This is a genomic window from Algoriphagus sp. 4150 (assembly GCF_031457395.1).
Classification (GTDB): Bacteria; Bacteroidota; Bacteroidia; order Cytophagales; family Cyclobacteriaceae; genus Algoriphagus.
This window is the reverse complement of the sequence record NZ_JAVDWS010000015.1, coordinates 40,869-60,047: the sequence shown is the minus strand read 5'-3', so window position 1 is coordinate 60,047 and position 19,179 is coordinate 40,869. Positions and strand designations below refer to the sequence as shown.

At 41.5% G+C, this 19,179-nt stretch carries 14 protein-coding genes and 1 tRNA gene; 8 read left to right on the top strand and 7 right to left on the bottom strand.

Translation table 11 applies throughout. The features are described from left to right. Positions 1-355: 355 nt before the first annotated feature. The 5 genes from J2X69_RS17465 to J2X69_RS17445 form a co-directional block, all read right to left on the bottom strand. Complete coding sequence (locus J2X69_RS17465) at positions 356-856, bottom strand: UpxY family transcription antiterminator (protein ID WP_310106196.1); 501 nt, start codon at positions 854-856, stop codon at positions 356-358. Positions 857-993: 137 nt separating this feature from the next. After that, entirely contained in the window at positions 994-4,398 is a 3,405-nt protein-coding gene (locus J2X69_RS17460) for an efflux RND transporter permease subunit (protein ID WP_310106194.1), read from the bottom strand. A 7-nt stretch (positions 4,399-4,405) separates the two neighbouring features. Then, the gene (locus tag J2X69_RS17455) at positions 4,406-5,536 is read right to left on the bottom strand and encodes an efflux RND transporter periplasmic adaptor subunit (protein ID WP_310106192.1); all 1,131 of its coding nucleotides are present in this window, start codon (positions 5,534-5,536) and stop codon (positions 4,406-4,408) included. 76 nt (positions 5,537-5,612) lie between these two features. Continuing rightward, complete coding sequence (locus J2X69_RS17450; protein ID WP_310106190.1) at positions 5,613-7,025, bottom strand: TolC family protein; 1,413 nt, start codon at positions 7,023-7,025, stop codon at positions 5,613-5,615. 70 nt (positions 7,026-7,095) lie between these two features. Continuing rightward, positions 7,096-7,695: a helix-turn-helix domain-containing protein gene (locus J2X69_RS17445; protein ID WP_310106188.1), complete on the bottom strand. Its 600-nt coding sequence runs from the start codon at positions 7,693-7,695 to the stop codon at positions 7,096-7,098. Positions 7,696-8,183: 488 nt separating this feature from the next. On the opposite strand from J2X69_RS17445, the gene J2X69_RS17440 reads away from it, so the two are divergent. From J2X69_RS17440 to J2X69_RS17410, 7 genes are all read left to right on the top strand, one after another. Further along, positions 8,184-8,258, top strand: a tRNA-Pro gene (locus J2X69_RS17440). Positions 8,259-8,753: 495 nt separating this feature from the next. Next, positions 8,754-12,437 carry a phosphoribosylformylglycinamidine synthase gene (purL, locus tag J2X69_RS17435; protein WP_310106186.1) on the top strand — a complete coding sequence of 1,228 codons (3,684 nt, stop codon included), beginning with the start codon at positions 8,754-8,756 and terminating at the stop codon, positions 12,435-12,437. 324 nt (positions 12,438-12,761) lie between these two features. Continuing rightward, complete coding sequence (locus J2X69_RS17430) at positions 12,762-13,124, top strand: hypothetical protein (protein ID WP_310106183.1); 363 nt, start codon at positions 12,762-12,764, stop codon at positions 13,122-13,124. Positions 13,125-13,126: 2 nt separating this feature from the next. Next, on the top strand, positions 13,127-13,771 hold the full coding sequence (locus J2X69_RS17425; protein WP_310106180.1) for a hypothetical protein: 645 nt from the start codon (positions 13,127-13,129) through the stop codon (positions 13,769-13,771). Positions 13,772-13,781: 10 nt separating this feature from the next. Beyond that, positions 13,782-14,570 carry a hypothetical protein gene (locus tag J2X69_RS17420; RefSeq protein WP_310106177.1) on the top strand — a complete coding sequence of 263 codons (789 nt, stop codon included), beginning with the start codon at positions 13,782-13,784 and terminating at the stop codon, positions 14,568-14,570. Continuing rightward, positions 14,560-15,036: a hypothetical protein gene (locus tag J2X69_RS17415; RefSeq protein ID WP_310106174.1), complete on the top strand. Its 477-nt coding sequence runs from the start codon at positions 14,560-14,562 to the stop codon at positions 15,034-15,036. Before J2X69_RS17420 ends, J2X69_RS17415 begins: the two co-directional genes overlap by 11 nt. A gap of 238 nt (positions 15,037-15,274) precedes the next feature. Then, positions 15,275-16,030 (top strand): hypothetical protein, encoded by a 756-nt coding sequence (locus tag J2X69_RS17410; protein WP_310106172.1) that lies wholly within the window; start codon positions 15,275-15,277, stop codon positions 16,028-16,030. Positions 16,031-16,186: 156 nt separating this feature from the next. On the opposite strand, the gene J2X69_RS17405 is transcribed toward J2X69_RS17410, so the two are convergent. Together J2X69_RS17405 and tnpA are read right to left on the bottom strand one after the other, a co-directional pair. Continuing rightward, the gene (locus J2X69_RS17405; protein WP_310106169.1) at positions 16,187-16,591 is read right to left on the bottom strand and encodes an XRE family transcriptional regulator; all 405 of its coding nucleotides are present in this window, start codon (positions 16,589-16,591) and stop codon (positions 16,187-16,189) included. Between the two features lie 860 nt (positions 16,592-17,451). Then, positions 17,452-17,913 (bottom strand): IS200/IS605 family transposase, encoded by a 462-nt coding sequence (gene tnpA / locus J2X69_RS17400; RefSeq protein WP_310106166.1) that lies wholly within the window; start codon positions 17,911-17,913, stop codon positions 17,452-17,454. Positions 17,914-18,382: 469 nt separating this feature from the next. Between tnpA and J2X69_RS17395 the strand changes: the two genes are divergently transcribed. Beyond that, positions 18,383-19,144, top strand: coding sequence for an alpha/beta hydrolase-fold protein (locus tag J2X69_RS17395; RefSeq protein ID WP_310106163.1), 762 nt, complete (start codon positions 18,383-18,385; stop codon positions 19,142-19,144). The last annotated feature ends 35 nt before the right edge of the window (positions 19,145-19,179 follow it).

Here is a 19,179-nt window from a genome sequence, read left to right as displayed (position 1 = left end):
CAGATCGTCAGATCAGGGAAGTACTAGACCCAGTCTTTAACCCCGGATTTTGCATTAGACTTCATTTTAGCCCTTCCCGGTTCTTTCAGGAAGGGCTAAAATTGTAAGAAAACAGTAGGGAAGCGTCTAATTTTATCCCGCCGCTCCTGTGTGCAGTGGCTTAGCGGATTAGTCCATGATACTTGTGCGTCGAGGCATAGGAATGCTACTACACCATGCAGCTTAAACACTTGGATCTAAGCTTGCACTTGCTTAAAAAACCGTTCGCATCAAAAATAGGTTAATCATTCAAATGATAGCTTTTGATCTATTACTGGCGTTTTTCAGCATGCCCTAAGCTAAACGCAAGCAACAATCAACCCGTTACCTCCAAAAACTTTCTAGGGACATTGATTAGCAAATTTTGATATATCCCGGGGATCCGAATCAGGAAATAGTCTTTATTCCCCTTCTCTATCACTTCCCCTGTCATATGCTGAAGTGGGCCACCGATCACAAGTACTTTTTCACCGGGCTCTATGGTGGATCCATCAGACTCTACCCCTACGCCTGTTGCGATTACCCGCTTGATGATATCAAGATCTTCCTCCCGAATCGTAGCATGTTGCCCCGAAAAATGCACGAACTTAACTGCGCCGGGAACCTGAAGACACTCCCAAAGTTGATTGTGGCGGGTCTTCACAAAAACATATCCGTTAAACATGGCCCGTTGCACTTTCTTCTTCCGATCAGACCATTGGCGCAACTCTTCTATCATAGGCAGATAAACTTCCATGCCTCTTTCTTTCAACCGGTCAGCCACTTTCTTCTCAGATCGTGAAGTTGTGTACATCACAAACCACTTTAATTCTTCCATTATACTCGTTTGATTTCGGAATGGCGAACTTACAAATTCCGTACTGGAAACAGAAAAATAACCATTTTTAAAAGCAAAAAACCTCTGAGACATTGCCCCAGAGGTTTTAACAAAAAAAACCACCAACCTTAATCCAATCAAGATTTAAGTTTGCTGATTCTCAATGAGAGTTTATCTGCCAACAAATACATGACTGGTACGATGACTAACGTAAGGAAGGTTGCAAAGGTTAACCCAAATATTACTGTCCAAGCCATCGGCCCCCAGAAAGCCGCATTGTCCCCTCCCACATAAAATTGAGGGTCAAAAGAACTTAATAATGTCCCGAAATTAATGTTCATTCCAATAGCCAGAGGAATCAAACCAAGGACTGTAGTGATCGCTGTAAGTAGTACCGGTCTCAGTCTGGTTTTTCCTGATTCTACTATACTTGCTATCAGTAGTGGGAAAGGCAAATGGTCTTTTGGTCCCATACCCAATTCATCCCTTTTCCGCTCACGAACTAGATTGGTATAATCGATAAGTACAATCGCATTGTTAACCACTACTCCTGCAAGGGAAATAATTCCAATACCTGTCATGATCACCACGAAATCCATATTGAAAATCACAAGTCCCAAAAATACTCCGATCGTACTCAATACCACGGAAGCCATGATGATAAATGGCGTAGTCACAGAGTTAAATTGAGCGACTATAATCAAGAATATCATGGCTACAGCTACCCCCAAGGCACTCATAAGAAATTCCATGGATTTGTTTTGCTCTTCCTGCTCGCCCGTATATTTCACAGAGATGCCATCAGGAACGTCCCAGGATTGCAACGCCTGTTGGATCTGGGCATTTACCTCGGTAGGATTGTAACCATCCAGGACATTGGAGTACACTGTAATAGCCTTTTCAAGATCCTTTCTCTTCACCGAACCATAGGTGGAACCGTATTTTATATCTGCTACTGCCGAAATCGGAACTTCCCGCTTGGTTCCAAATTTATCCCTGAACCCGATTTTCTTGTTTACCAGCGTATTGATATCGTATCTAAAATTTTCTTTCAGACGCAGCTGGATAGGATAATCATCTTCCCCTTCTTTGTACTTCGATACTTCAAGCCCAAAAAGAGCCGTTCTCAAATCTGTCGCGATCTCAGAAGTAGAAAGACCAAACCTTCTGGCTTTCTCACGATCTATGTCCAGAATCACCTCCGGATTACCCAAAGACAAGTCAGATTTTAACTCCTCTATACCGCCAATATTTTGATTTGCGATATATTCCCTTGTTCTGTTGACAAAGGCAATCAACTGGTCATAATCCTCTCCTGAAAACTCCAAATTCACCGCCCGTCCCGTTGGTGGACCATTTCTTTCCTTATCCACGGTGATTAACACGCCGGGATATTTCTCTACCAACTGACGGATTTCTTCCATTGCACCATTGGTGTTTATCCCCTGTCTATCGATGTAATCCACAAATCCAATCGTGATTTTTGCCTTGTTCGGAGTTGGCTGATTACTTGGACCTTCCATAGGATCCCCCGTCCCCTCACCTACCTGGGTGATTACAGACTCTAGGATATTCTGGTAATCATCCAATGCCACCATCAATTCATCTTCCATCCGATCAACAAAATCATTGGTCGCCTCGATGTCTGTCCCGATTGGAAATTCAACAAACACATTGATCAACTGGGGCTGATTATCCGGAAAGAACAACACTTTCGGAGCTCTCACAACGAGCAATACCAGAGAAAATATCAAGAGTAAAAATGTCCCTCCAAAAAAAGCATATGGCCTCCTAGCGCCCAATGCATACTTTAGGATTGATTCGTAGCCATTTTCCAATTTCACCAAAAACACGGTTTGGAACCATCGAATAGCCCTTCTCAAGATAAAGACATTGAAGACCGTAAGAAGACATCCTACCAGCATCAATGTGCCAATAGCAGTAGCTCCCACCAGATAAAATACAGCAGATAAAACAAGGAAGACACCTGCTATAATTATTGATCTCTGCTTTGGCTTGTTCCTGCTCACATCCTCCACTTTCATAAAAATAGAGGTCAAAACCGGATTGATTACCAAGGCTACAAACAGTGAAGATGAAAGCACGATGATCAAGGTAATCGGAAGAAATTTCATAAACTCCCCAACTATACCCTGCCAGAAAGCAAGTGGAAGAAACGCCGCCAGCGTAGTGGCAGTAGAGGTAATAATAGGCCATGCCACTTCACCGACACCTTCCTTCGCTGCCTGAACAGCATTTTTCCCTTCAGACATCAATCGATAGATATTCTCTACTACCACTATCCCGTTATCCACCAGCATACCCAGAGCTAGGATCAATGAGAAAAGCACCATCAAGTTTAAGGTGATGCCAAAAGCATTCAATATCAAAAATGATATGAACATGGAAAGCGGAATCGCAATACCCACAAAAAGGGCATTTCTAAATCCTAAAAAGAACATCAACACCAACACAACGAGGATTACTCCGAAAATGATGGAGTTCTCCAAATCACTAACCTGAAGCCTGGTCGCTTTGGATTGATCATTGGTAATGGTAATCTCAAGATCGGGAGGAAAGCGATTTGCTTTGGTCTTGTCGATGATCTCCTTGATCTTATCCGCAGCATACAGTAAGTTTTCACCACTTCTTTTTACCACATTGATCGTCACCACCGGTAGGTTTTTGCTACGGGCATAACTGGTTCGTTCCTTGTAGGTATCTTTCACTTCAGCCACATCCCGTAGATAGACAATCCTTTGATTATCCGTTTTGACAATGATATTGAGCAATTCCATCGGGTCTGAAAATTCCCCATCTACCCGAAGCGAGCGCTGAAATTCCCCAGAACGGATATTTCCTCCTGAGATAGTGACGTTTTCTGACTGTACAGCCTGAGCGATATCGTTGAAAGTCACACCGGTGGACTCCATTTTATAGGGATCTGCATTGATCTGGATTTCACGTTCTACCGTACCTGCCAGATCGGCTTTTGAAATCTCCGAGAGCTTCTCAATCTCATCCTCCAGATACTCGCCAAACTTCTTCAACTCCGCCTCGGAATAGTCTCCCGAAATGTTGACATTCATTATAGGGAAATCAGAGGTATTTACCTCCAACACATTGGGGTCTTGATCCAAGTCAGTGGGAAGTTCACTTTTGGATTTGTCCACCGCATCTTTTACATCCTGAATCGCCTTGGATATCTCTACACCGGGGTTGAACTCTACCACAATTGAAGAAAAATCCTGAACCGACGTGGAGGTAATGTTTTTGACATCATTTATAGACTTCAGCTCCTTCTCTATCGGCCTGGTGATCAGGTTTTCCATATCCACCGGAGAGTTGCCCGGATAAGGAGTACCTACATACACTGTGGGTATTACTATCTCGGGAAAACTTTCCTTCGGCATATTGCGATAGGCGCTTAGACCGAGTACTGTGATGATCAGCGTAAGTATTACCACAGAAGTGGAGTTGTCTACAGCCATGCTGGACAATCCAAATTCTCGCGTTTTTTGTTGCTTTTGAATATCTGACATTTTCTTACTACTGAGCTATATTCACATTGAAATTGTCTCCCACTTCACGAAATCCCTTATCTACCAAAGTCTCTGAACCGGTCAGACCTTTCTCTATTTCTGTCTCTCTGTTGAATGTTTTACCCCGAGTGACATAGGTTTTCTTTGCCTTACCATCCACTACTGTGAACATGTAATCCCCTCTATTGTCACTTAAAATCAAATGACTGGGTACGATTACAGCCTCCGGGTTTTCATAGTCCCGAATCTTCAACACCGAGATCATATTGGGCTTCACCAGAGGGAGGCTTGGTAAAAACACCTCCACCTTGAACGTACGGTTGTCCGGATTGATGATGGCTCCCACAGAGGATACACGGGTTCGGAAATCTTGATTTATGGAAGGGAAGTCCACATTTACAGAATCTCCTTTATTGAGCACTCCGATGTAACTTTCCGAAATATCCGCTTCAATAAACAGGTCGTTTTTTCCCACAAACTGAAACATAGACATGCCCGGCTGTACCAGTTCGCCCAGCCTCACTTGTACTGATTCGACAGTTCCTGAGAAAGGGGCTCTTACAGTGGCCTTATCCAGTTGTGTCTTGGTCGTGGCCAGATTACGTTCGAGTCCTTCTTTTCTGTTCTTCGCTTCCAGAAACTGCACTTCTGTACCGATCTGCTGCTTCCAGAGACGCTCTTGCTTTTCAAATAGAGTACGGGCAAGGCTCAAAGAATTTTCCAGTTCATCAATATTCCGTTGGATAGATTCCGCATCGATTGTTGCAAGTACAGCTCCTTGAGCCACGGTCTGCCCTTCACTCACCGGCACTTCCAGAATACGGCCTGCAGTCTCTGAACTGATCATCACATTCTTCTTGGAAAGCACTGACCCGGTCACCTCGACGTAATGGTCGAATTTACCCTTCTTCGCCTTCGTAGTAGTGATCAATAAGGACTTCTGATTTTGCTTAGCAAATTCCGGATCCAGCCGGACCAACTCAGTCTCCAGTTCCTTGATCTGAGTGCTAATTTCATGCGCTTCAGCTTTCAGCTTTTCCAATTCAGCTCTTTTGGCATCGACACCCTCTTCCGAGGCACAGGAAACTGCTGCAATAGCCAACACAATTAGGGGTAAAAATTTATAGGTTAGTTTCATGATTTGTAGATAATATCTTTGTTTATAGCTTCCTTTGAGAAAGAAAATAACTTGTCCGCCGGTGCGGCGGATTGGATTAATCGATCAGTCCTTCTTGTAATATACCCAGTGCCTTCTCCAGATCCACCTTGGCGATCAAAGCATCGTAAAGCGCCGAAAAATAATTCGACTCAGCTTCTTCCAATGTTGAATTTGCTTCCACCACTTCCAGATTAGATCCTACACCTTCGTTGTATTTAATTTTGGTCATTTCAAACACCTCTCTTGCCAGTTCCATATTTTCCTCTTGGACCACCAGAGTACGAAGGCTATTCTGCAGCATTTTTCTCGCCTGGAACAATTCCAGCGCTACGTTTTGCTCCATAAAGAATAATTGATTCTCCAGCTGATTGACTTTAAGTCTGCTCTGCTGTATTCTAAAACTCTTATTGAGGCCGTCAAAGATGGGTATTGACATTCTCAACCCCACAAAAGAGGATGAAAACCACCTATCTGACTGGAAAATACTGCCCATATTTTCAGCACCCGATACTCTCTGAAATGTTCCAAATGCGGAAATTTGAGGCATGTACTGAATCTGATTATTTTTAAGGTCTAATTTGGCCAGATCTCTATTGGTAATTACTTGATCAACTTCTACTCTATTCGTGTTGCTTTGACTAAGCATCTTCAGGATTTCTGCTTCATTACTGAGTGATGACAGATCTTGGGTCAATTCTATTTCAATGGATTCCGGCAATCCCATATTAAGTTTAAGCAGTTCCTTACTCACCGCTACAGCTACCTCATTTTTCTCAAGCTCAGTTTTCAGATTATTAGATTGGACTTTGATCCTGCTTACATCCAGCTTTTCAACAAATCCCGCTTCATACATAGCTTCTGTTTCTCTTAGCAAAGCATTTGTCCGGGTAAGGTTAGCCTCCACCAATTTCCTTCTCTCATCGTTTACAAGGACAGTGAAATATGCTTTTTTCACATTTTCGAGAACATCATTTTCTGTCTTTATTTTATCAAATTCAGTTAAGGTTTTAAGGGTTTTCGCCGCTTTCAATCCCACAAAATACGACCCGTTAAAAATCATCTGCTCCACATTAATACTTAGTGAGGACTGATAGTTTACCGCAAAAGGTATAACCGTAATATCATCAGGTGTATCAGGTGATCCTCCACCTCCCGAACCATCATCGGGAATAATCCCTCCCGCTTCGGCGGGTAAGATGAGTAAGGGTGGCTGCACATTTTTGGTCATCTCCAGCGTGCTGTTGATCTGAGGCAGACCCGCGGCTCTGTTTTCCCCTACAACTCCCTTTGAAATCAAAATCTCCAATCGCGCATTTTTCGCATCCACATTGTTTTCCAAAGCAAACTCCAATGTCTCCTTGAGATTGAGCTGTACCTTCTCCAAAGGAGCAACTTCCTGCGCCACTGCCTGTTGACTCAACAGGCTTATAATCAGCGCAACTATAAAATAAATCTTTGGTTTAAACATGATATAATTCTAAAAAGGATCTGTTCTCAATTAACTGTTAGTACTTGGCAGGTTCTATGCCTTCGGTTGATTAATTCGAATTACGTTTCTCAATGTAGGCGCTCCTGCCTTTTTCGGTAAATATGCCATGTAAGAAATGATCCAGCATCTCTACGTGCAGTGTCAATAGGCTGAAGTCTGTTCTATCAAAATTTGATGGATTCATCGCAGACCTGATTTGATCAATTCTCATATTTGCCAGAATCTTGGCATTGATCTCGGGTCGAAAGTAGCCAAGCCTCTTACCTTTTTCAATCACGTTGACGATATCTGTCACAATAATTTCATCTTTAAACTCATTAAACATATTCCACACTTCCGGAAAATACTTTTGGATTTCAAGCAGGACCATTGGATTCAAAGTGGCCAAGCGTTCTCTTACCATCTTGGAAGTATGGACTAAATGCTCGATGACCCCGTCCTCCCCTTCCATTATCCTTTTAATCGTTCTTTGGTCTTCTTTCAAAGCCAGAGAAAAAGCCTCCTTCACGAGCTGCTTTTTATCTATGAATTCCTGATAAATCGTCTTTTTGGAAATTCCCACCAACCGGGCAATATCCTCCATAGTGACGGCCCTAATTCCATACTGGCTAAACTGCTCACTGGCAACCCTTAAAATCTTCTCTCTCATTTACACATATCAGCTGAAATTTCTCCATGCAAAACTACGGAAACTTTTATCCCAACAAAAGTTTCCTGCGTATCAAAAACGAACAATATTCTGTTTTTAAGGTAAAATATCGTACAAATTCGTACGAATTCGAACAGCAGTGCGCTTCTCCGAAATTTAACATGGAAGAAATAGAGGCCACAGAGTCAAAAAATTAGAAACAAGAGACTGGAAACAAGAGCCAAGAATCGAGTGGCTAGAACCCAGACTTACGTGGTTTAAGTCCTTTACACCAGAAGACCACTATGTCTTCTATGTGACTATGCGGCAAACATAAATTTAATCTGTAAGTATCTCCCGCAAGGGCGCAGGAGAGGCGCAACTTATTCTATTTCTATCCGGTTCGGGTCTTCAGATCTTCAGACCTGCGTCAATCACTGGGTGATTTTTCAAAAAAAACAGGCAATGAGTTTACAAGTAAAAACCAAACTATTATTTTAGCGTCCCATCGGGGTGTAGCGCAGCCCGGTTAGCGTACACGTCTGGGGGGCGTGAGGTCGCAGGTTCAAATCCTGTCACCCCGACTTGATTGAGAAGGAGTTTCGATGCAAAAAATCGTAACTCCTTTTTTGCTTCCAAACATTTTGTATACTTAACAATACAAAGCCATCTGAAGGCTGCATTTAGAAAGGCACAAGTTTGGTTCAAGTTTATTGATTTGGACCCTAAGTATTACAGTCTTCAGATTGCCTTCCTGTGATTGTAAGGTTATTTAACCACTGCAGTCTGAAGACTGCATTGAATAAGGCACAAGTCTGAAGTCTTGCGCTAATCAATCAGGTCTTATAACCTAGAGTCAAGATTGATCTTCGACGTCATTGCGAGGGAAGAATGACCGAAGCAATCTCATCGTATCATAAAAGATTGCTTCGTTCCCGACAAATCGGGACAGGCTGTGCCTCCTCGCAATGACGTGACACCAAATTTTCAAATCCGCCACGGCGGACAAGTTATTTCATTTTTCAATCTTTCAATCTCCCTCCCAATTCCGTACCTTTGCAGCTTACCAGCCAAAGGACATGATTTTCTTCTTTGAATCCCCTCAAAAAACCGTTTACGCTGTACAATCTCCACAACCTTTCGCGCCCGAAGACCTAGAAAAGCTGAACTGGCTTTTTGGCGGAGCAACAGCCATTACTACACCTTCACTTTCCGGGAAATACTCAGGCCCCCGCAAGGAAATGATTACCCCATGGTCAACCAACGCCGTGGAAATCACCGCAAACATGGGAATCCCCGGCCTGATCCGTATCGAGGAGTTTTTCCCGCTCAACGAAGGAGACCAGATCGACCCCATGCTTCAGCATGCGTTTGACGGGCTGGACCAGGAGATTTTTGACATCCACTTGCAGCCGGAAGCGATCGTAGAAATCAACGATATCGCTGCCTATAATAAGGAGCACGGATTGGCGCTAAGCCAAGTAGAAGTGGATTACCTGGACAATGTCTCCAAGCAACTGGAGAGGCCACTGACGGATTCTGAGGTTTTCGGATTCTCCCAAGTAAACTCCGAGCATTGCCGACACAAGATTTTCAACGGTACTTTTATCATAGATGGAGTAGAAAAGACTCAGACGCTTTTCCAACTCATCAAAGAAACTTCCAAAGCGCATCCTAACCGGATCGCCTCTGCTTACAAGGACAACGTAGCCTTTGTAGGTGGCCCAAAAGCGCAGCAATTCGCGCCGAAAACTGCGCATCAGGCGGACTTCTTCGAAACCCGTGAGATCGATACGGTGATCTCCCTGAAAGCTGAAACCCATAACTTCCCTACTACCGTGGAGCCCTTCAACGGCGCTGCCACAGGAGCCGGAGGAGAAATCAGAGACCGTCTCGCCGGAGGTACGGCATCTATTCCTCTCGCAGGCACAGCGGTATATATGACTTCTTATCCCCGCTCCGAGAAAGGCAGATCTTGGGAAAGTAAGCTTGCAGAGCGTCCTTGGCTGTACCAAACTCCGATGGATATCCTGATCAAAGCTTCCAATGGAGCTTCTGACTTCGGGAATAAATTTGGTCAGCCATTGATCTCAGGGTCACTTTTGACCTTCGAGCATGAGGAAGATGGCAAGCACCACGGTTTTGACAAAGTAATCATGCTGGCTGGCGGTGTGGGATTCACCAATGCCAACTATACCAAAAAAAACGAGCCAAAAGCCGGTGATCAGATCGTGATCATGGGCGGCGACAACTATAGAATCGGAATGGGCGGTTCGGCGGTTTCTTCCCTGAACACCGGTGAGCTTTCCAACGCAATCGAGCTAAATGCCATACAGCGTTCCAACCCTGAGATGCAGAAGCGTGTTTCCAATGTGATCCGCGCCATGGCTGAGAGCGAGAACAACCCGATTATTTCCATTCACGATCACGGAGCAGGCGGACACTTAAACTGCCTTTCCGAATTGGTGGAAAATACCGGAGGCACAATTCATATTGACAAATTACCGGTGGGCGACCCTACCCTTTCCGCCAAGGAGATCATCGGAAACGAATCCCAAGAGAGAATGGGATTGGTGATTGGTAAAAAAGACGTAGATACCCTGCATCAAATCTCTGACCGGGAGCGTGCACCATTCTACGTGGTGGGCGAGACTACCGGAGATATGCATTTCAAATTCGAAAATGGCAAAACCGGTGAAAAACCGGTGGACTGGAACCTGAGCTACATGTTCGGCTCTTCACCAAAGACCATTTTGGAAGATAAAACCACCAACGCATCATTTACGGAAGCAACTTATGAAGCAGATCTGATTCAAGGATATATCCGCGACGTACTGCAACTGGAAGCGGTGGCTTGTAAGGACTGGTTGACCAATAAAGTCGATAGATCCGTGACTGGCCGTGTGGCAACACAGCAGACAGTAGGAGAAATTCAACTCCCGCTGAATGATGTAGCTGTGATGGCCTTGGACTTCACAGGAAACAAAGGTATCGCCACCTCCATCGGTCATGCACCTGTGGCGGCTTTGGCAGATCCTGAGGCAGGAAGCCGATTGGCAATAGCTGAAGCGATGACCAACTTGATTTTTGCACCTATCCAGGACGGTTTGCAGGGAATTTCTCTTTCTGCCAACTGGATGTGGCCTGCCAAAAATGAAGGAGAAAACGACAGATTGTATAGAGCGGTTGAGGCAGTTTCTAAATTTGCCATTGATTTGGGAGTAAATATTCCTACCGGAAAAGACTCCCTTTCCATGACCCAAAAATACCCTGACGGTAAGACGGTTTACTCTCCGGGCACGGTGATTATCTCCACAGTAGGAGAATGCTCCGATGTGAAGAAGACAGTGAAAACTGCCCTTAAACCTATCAAAGGAAGCAGAATCCTTTACATAGATTTTTCCAAGGATAATTTCAAGCTGGCAGGCTCCAGCTTCTATCAGGCGCTGAACAAAATCGGAACAGAAACCCCTGACGTTAAAAACCCGCAGTATTTCGCACAGGCATTTACTGCTATTCAGGATCTGATCGATCAGACTTGGGTGCTTGCAGGGCATGATATCTCTTCAGGCGGCTTGGTCACTGCACTGTTGGAAATGTGTTTCCCTGTACAGAATATTGGCTTGAAAGTAAAACTGGACCGTCTGCATGAGCCGGATATGGTCAAAGCATTGTTTGCCGAAAATCCGGGAATCCTGATTCAGGTGGCAGATGAACATGCGGTGGAAGCCTTATTGGCAGAAGCAGATGTGGACTATGTGGAACTGGCGAAAGTTACTGACTCAGGAAGCATTGAATTTGCAGGAAAAGACCTTACCCTTGACATCGCTGAGCTTCGTGATGTATGGTTTAGATCTTCCTATCTATTGGACAGAAAGCAAAGCGGGGAGAAACTTGCCAAAGACCGTTTTGACAACTATAAAAATCAGCCCTTATCTTTTGAATTTGCCGAAGGATGGAAAGGTGACTTTGCCACGGCAGGTCTTGATCCATTCCGAACTTCCAAGGGCAAAGCGAAGGCAGCGATCATCCGTGAAAAAGGGGTGAACGGCGACCGGGAAATGGCCTACTCGCTATGGTTGGCAGGATTTGAAGTGAAGGACATCCATATGACCGATCTGATCGCAGGACGTGAAAATCTGGAAGATGTGCAACTAATCGTCTTCGTGGGTGGATTCTCCAACTCCGATGTCCTGGGTTCGGCCAAGGGCTGGGCAGGTGCATTCCTGTATAATCCTAAGGCGAAGCAAGCGCTGGACAACTTCTACGCAAGACCAGACACCTTGAGTTTGGGCGTATGTAACGGCTGCCAACTGATGGTGGAACTTGGACTTGTCACTCCTGACCATGCGGACAAACCAAAGATGCTACACAATGCGTCCCATAAGTTTGAATCCACTTTCGTGAACGTGACCATCCCACAAAACAACTCTGTGATGCTAGGCTCACTTAGCGGTCAACGACTTGGCGTATGGGTAGCACATGGGGAAGGTAAGTTCTCACTTCCACAATCTGAAAGCGACTATAACTTCGCGATGAAATACAGCTACGAAGCCTATCCCGGCAATCCAAACGGATCCGATCATGCTACCGCAGGTATCGCCTCCGCAGACGGTCGTCACTTAGCCATCATGCCACATATCGAGCGAAGCCTGAAGCCTTGGAACTGGGCACATTATCCTGCTGACAGACAGGATGACTTTACGCCTTGGATGGAGGCTTTTATGAATGCACGAGTTTGGGTTGAAGATCATACTTCTTAAACTTCGACATTCAGCATTCATCATTCGGAATTAATCTGATTGAAAAATTAAGATCTTCGAACACATTAAAATCCCTTAGAGAAATCTGAGGGATTTTTTTTGGTTTAGGAATAGGTGGTATATTGAGCTAGGTTCTTAAAACCAACGTCAAGATTTCTGGACTTTTTAAAGAAAAAACCTTGTACTGGGTATTGTGAGGGAAGGGTTTAGTTGGCATATTGGGAAATAGAAAAGATGGGTAAAACAGTATCTATCGTTCCGAGAAAGAAAAATAAAGACGGTTTTACCGAAACAATAAACAATTAACCATAACCAAAAAACACAATGCTAAACAACTTCTTCAGAATCAATTTGCCATATGGCATCATCAGAAATGATAAAGGCGAATGGATGGCTTTTAATCGAGAATACATGCCACTTGGTTATAACGACACAGAATTTAAAGGTAGGCTGCCAATAGCTTTTGAGGATAAGCCTATATGGACAAAATATAAAGCCCTAAATGAAAAAACTTTGCTTGCAATTTCTTGGGACGATGAAGAAGGAGTTAGGAGGGATTCTGCTGGAAAAATAGAATGGGTATTCTTTTATAATGACAAAAGCAATCCTTCAGCTTCAAAATTGAAATCGGATTGGGATGCATACTTTGAAAAGATTAAATGTCTTTCAAATTTTAAGAAAGCATAGCCATGACTTTAAAAGAAATCGAGGAATACAAAGATGCAGTTCTTCAAATATTGTTTGACGTACAGGTGTCAATTCATAACGCCAAATATCTAGGAACTTCTTCCAGTGAAAACGAGAATTGGGTAAAAAAGCATGGCTTCTTCAGACATTACTTTAGTCAGATGAGGTTTATTCTTATAATTCAGCTTGCAAAGCTTTTTTCTAATTCGGGAAATGAGAGCTATAGCTTTCAAAAATTCATCAATAGACTAGACTCAACTCCATTGCCTAAAGTGGATGAGCTTAACAGGAATAAAATCTCTGATCAGTCTAAGAAAAAAGAACTGATAACCGAACTCCGATCAATGCTAGATAAATTGAAAGGTGAGATACAAGTCCTAATGGAATTGAGGAATAATTTTTATGCTCATGGTAAAAGAATCAATAAACATGGCCAGGAAGTAAAAGTCGAAAAAGAGATTCCTTTATCCTGGAAGCAATTAGAATCTCTTACCGAATTGGCTTTTGATTTTTATAATAGAATCAATGGAGCGTTCTATGATGGAGAATTTATTTTCCCAAATAAAAGCGGGTGGAGCCCTGAATGGGTTGTTAAGCGAGCTGCAGAAACAAGAAATGAAATACCATTTAATTCTAGAAATAGATAATTAAAAGTATATGACAGAGTTTTTTAAAGAATTTTTTCAGACTGTTAACGAAAGGCTGAGGAATAAAATTTTTGGGCCATTTCTAATCTCATTCCTTGCTTGGAACTGGGAGCCTATCTTGATGATAATAGCGTCCAATAAAACCATTGAGTTGACTATTAGCACAATAAAAGATGAGGGATTATTTGATATAGAGAATGTACTCTTAATTCCTCTCGCAATTTCCTTAGTGTATAGTGTTTTGGCTGGTTATATAACAAATGGAATTGATTGGCTGAACATGAGGTCTTTGAAATGGAAAATTGGACACAAGTACATCAATAAGGATTTTGAAATAACGCAAAAGTTAACAGTAGGAAAAAAGGAATACGAATACCAGGAAATGATCTCTGGAAATGCGACACTGGCAGATCTCAATAGTAAGATTCAAACATTAACGGAAAACCAAAAAAAGCTCGTCAATGAAAACATGGAATTAAGGGGTCAATCTGCTAAAAATATTGAATTGTCTAGAGAATTAAGTGAGCTAAAAATAAGCTCGAAAGATTTAGAGGGAAATTATGAAATGGAAACCATTAAGTATGACAACCTGAAGGAGGATTTTATTTTCTCAGGTCTAGAATTAATAAACTATCAACTTCAGAATGGCAATTTTCAATTAATAGGAGTTCCAGAAAGATTGATTCAATCATTAATTAATTTAAAAGTTATTCATACTGAAAAGGTTAATGAAATGACGGTTATTAATTTCACAGAGAAAGGAATAGTAAACTACTTGAGATCTAAAAATGAAGAATAGTCAGAACAGCAGTTCTATTGAATTCATAAAAAAAATTCAGGATATAACTGGCTTAAGAATATCGAGTAATTTTGATAGAAACCTTATCCCAGTTCAATATGAAAAGTATGATGAGAATACAATAGTTTTAAAATTTGAAAAGAACTTAGCAGGACCATTTTTTTACAAGGCAGAAGTCAGAAGGTATTATAAAGACACTACCTATTGCATTTATTCCATTAAGGCCAAACTTATTGACGAAGATGGAGTAGACCTGACTAAAACTGCAATTGAGATAGGAAACAAAATAGTCAGGCTTTATGGGGAAGATCATCTTGGAAATGAATTTATCTCAGATGTTGAAGGAGCTGAAATGACTCTAGGTGTCTGGAAAGGGAGAACTTGGCTCAATGTAGATAAACACCCAGTTAAGCTTTTGATGGAAATGGATAGATCGGACTTTAAGATTACCTTATTTTTTGACTAAAAACTTGAGTTATAGAGTCGCAGCAAAATAGTTTTTTAGGTGGAAATGGGGTAGGTAGGTAGGTAGGTAGGTGTTGGCCCAATGGGTGTAGTTAGATCGTTGGTCTAAGTGTGTAACTAGCTTTAATATCCTTACCAATTTGAAATTGTTTTATAAAACCTCTAGTAAGAAGTTCAAATACGTCTCTACCTACAAAAATTATTGGAATCTACCAGAACTACCTCTAGACTAACCTAATATGGAAATCATCGATACAAATATTTTGTATTATAAATATACAAACCCTAAATATAGTATTGAGATTGAAGGAAAAAAAATTAGTTCTATAAATGCACTTGAATTTTTAAAGAACATTGAAAAAATTCATACCAATTCAGCTAAGTTTTATATCCCACTTAATAGCGGATTAAATTTTCATTTAGCTATTTTGTTATCAAAGTTTCATAAAAAAAGAGCCTTCAACAAAAGTTTGTCAGATTATATAACCTTTGAATTCAACAATGACTTCCCCAGTTATAATCTATATAATAATATTTCTATTAAACAAGTAATCAATTACAAACAAAAAGAGCTTTTAAAAGCTTCAATTAATTTCCTACCTAAAGAAAATTGCAAAGATATCTATTCCAAATATAATTTCTTAATAGACTATAACTTAGATTGCATTTCTCTTGAACAATCAGATATTGATCTAGCCCTAGAGTTACTGTACAAATTCCTTACTAACCATTCTCTAAAGGATGATTTCAGAAATTGCTGGAATGATCTATTAATTGCTTCAATTGCAGTTAATCGAAACATGAATCTAATTTCAAAGGATAAGTTGCTAAATCAATTTGTTTCTTTAGAATTTGGAATTAGACAAAAAAGGGTAACTAAAAAAATAACTGAATATGACTTCTCCTCAAATGAAGTAACCGAACGGAAACATGAAAAATTTGAAAGCAAAGGTTATATAAACAGAAGTTGGAATTATCGGTTAAAAACAAAATAAGTCGATTCACTTCTTGCTTTAGTCAGATCGTTATTAAAACCCCCGTCTGGGTGATATCAGATCGTTGGTCTAAGCATTTGCAACCTTACTATCCTATAGAATTTGTAATTATAACCATAATCAAAAAAACTAGAGATATATTTAAAGACGGTTTACTTACTTCTCCATCATCTTTTTCAACAACTCCACCTTTTCCCGCTCGGATTCCAAGAGGCGTTCATAAAGCTTTTTATTTTCTTCAAGTGCCTCCACCCATTTCTCTATAGGATTTACATTGAAGGTCGTATGATAATTTACACCGCTGAATTGACCATTGAATGAGGAATTAAAAAAGTTGATTGCCGATTCCTCATTAAAATTCTTAATCGCCTCCGCCGGAACCTTTAAAATCTCAGCCACCTGACGCAATAGCTCCTCCTCCACTTCTTCCTTTTGCTCCAGCAAGCTGATTTTCTTCTGGGACCAGTCAGGTCCAAGTTCGAAGGCCAGTGACTCCTGCTTGATGCCCATCATCTCACGAAAACGCTTGATATTCCTGCCGTGGTGGATTTTTTCGTTCATAGTCTGAAGTATTAGAAAGGGAAATTAGCAAAATCTGCCCAAAGTCCTTGGACTAATTTATTCTATAGGGATGAGACCAGCAAGGAAATCGAGGGATTGCCTGATAAATCCAGACAAAATGTGTCGGGGATGGATGATTGTTTAGTTGTGAATTTGTCTGCTTACAAGGCTGAGAACCACTAGACTGCCTATTTTGTGTATTTTGATATCGGTCATGCCTACGGCATTGTGTGAACCACGGTTTTATCATTTTTACCAGCCATTGAAATGGCTGGCTAGATGATCGGCCATGCCTACGGCATTGATTTGAACAAAATCTCTCATTCTTGCCAATCTCCAGCACACAGATCATGAATATTATAAAATTGTCCGGCAAATTAATCAAACTTATCAGTCCCAGCGGGACGACCCATCTTATAGCCAGAGGTTTTAACCTCTGGGTTTTTCGAAGATTATATGCTCTGGCGAAGTCCCATAGGGACGGACGATATTTATTCAACACCGCATCAGATAATCATCTAATATTGGATTATCATTAACCCATATCGGTCATGCCTAGGGCATTTGTAAACCATGCTATCATCATTTTACCAGCCATTGAAATGGCTGGCTAGATGATCGGCCATGCCTACGGCATTGATTTGAACATAAACCTTCATTTATTTTGCGGATACTCATGGTTCTACTTAGCTCACCAACCATGGTTGGCTAAGTTATCGTAGATACACCTATAGGCATTGTTTCCAAAACTATTCCTTATCAGTCCCAGCGGGACGACCCATCTTATTGCCAGCCATTTCAATGGCTGGATATCTGAATTGCAATATGATCTGGCAAAGTCCCAGAGGGACGGCCGATATTTATTCCAACTCTTTAAAAAGGTATTCCGGTAAAAAATCTATATTATGTGCCTTTAGCATCATGAGGTATTCCTCCCTAAAGGTCATTTTTTGATGATGGTTTTCCTGATTTTTCACATAATCAAAAATATTGACCACCTCTCTTTCGCTGTAAGTAAAAGCACCAAACGCGGATTGCCATTCGAACCTATGCTCAAGTAGCTTGGATTCATTTAACCATTTGGAGGATTTGGCTTTAGCACTTTTCATTATTTCAGAGACCGCTTGTTTCGGATAAAACTGGAACAGGCAATGAACATGGTCAAAATGTCCATTCACAATTAAGGTCTTCGCACCCGTCTCATTGATCAGGTTTCCTATCACAGCGTATAGCTCGCTTTTAAAAATATCCTGAATAACTGCTTTTCTGTATTTGACCGCAAAAACTGCCTGACAATACATCTTTGAATAGGTATTTGGCATAATTGATCATATTGGTTAATCAAACTAATTTAATCAATATCGGCCATGCCTACGGCATTTTGTGGAAACTCTCATGCCTTTTTACCAGCCATTGAAATGGCTGGCTAGGTAATCGGTCATACCTACGGCATTATTTCGTGAATTTGTCATTACCAGTCCCAGCATGAGGATTCAGTATTACTACCAGCACTATTCCTTATCAGTCCCAGCGGGACGGCTCATATTCTTGCCAGAGGTTTCAACCTCTGGAATTATGAATGGCAATAATCAGGTAAAGTCCCATCGGGACGGACGATATTCATTCAGCACCTTACTGCCAAAATTTCTATAAAATACCACCTTATTAAAAATACCCTTCCTATCATTTAGTTCAAATAATGGTGTAATTTATTGGCTGATTGTCATGCCTAATATGAAGATTTACACATTAGTTTTCGGAGTAGTTTTATTTTGCTTTTCACCCAACATCATGTTCGCTCAGAATGTAAAAAGTGAATCGGTCCCTATTGAAATCGGAAAAATAATCACTATAAATTCTAACGTACTCAAAGAGGAAAGACAGATCTATATTTCCTTGCCCAACGGCTATGACACATTGAACTCCGATCTTCCTGTGATTTACGTTTTGGACGCTGAATACCGCTTTGACATTGCCCAAAGTATCCAGTCTTATTTTGGAATAACCACCAGAATTCCACAAGCTATTTTAGTAGGTATTGCCAACCCTAACCCGGATGCCCGAAAAAGGGATTACTTACCAAAAAGCTACGGTGGGGAGGCTCAAAATTTCACTCAATTTCTATCAGAAGAGCTCTTCCCCTTTATAGAAAAAGAATTCAAAGCAAGTGAGCGCAGATTTCTGGTAGGGCATTCAAATGGTGGCGTTTTTGTAGTCTACACCCTGCTTACTAATCCAATTCTTTTTGAAGCGTATGTCGCCATAGATCCCAGTCTAAAATACATCTACAAAGAAGGAGATTTAGGGCTAGAACGAGATCTCAGTGACAAAAAACTCTACCTAGCTTCTTCAGACCTGGCTTACGGGTATTTAGAAGATGTAGCCGCCGATATGCAGGCAGATTTTGCAATTTTCAAGAACCACCTATATCAAACGCGTGATAGGCATCATCTCAAATTTAAAATTGAACATATCAATGATGACCATGGCAACTCCTACATTCCAGGACTTAGCAGAGGATTAAGGTACATTTTTGATTGGAGGATTGAATAAAAACAGCACTAACCAATTGGCTTAGAACTACACAC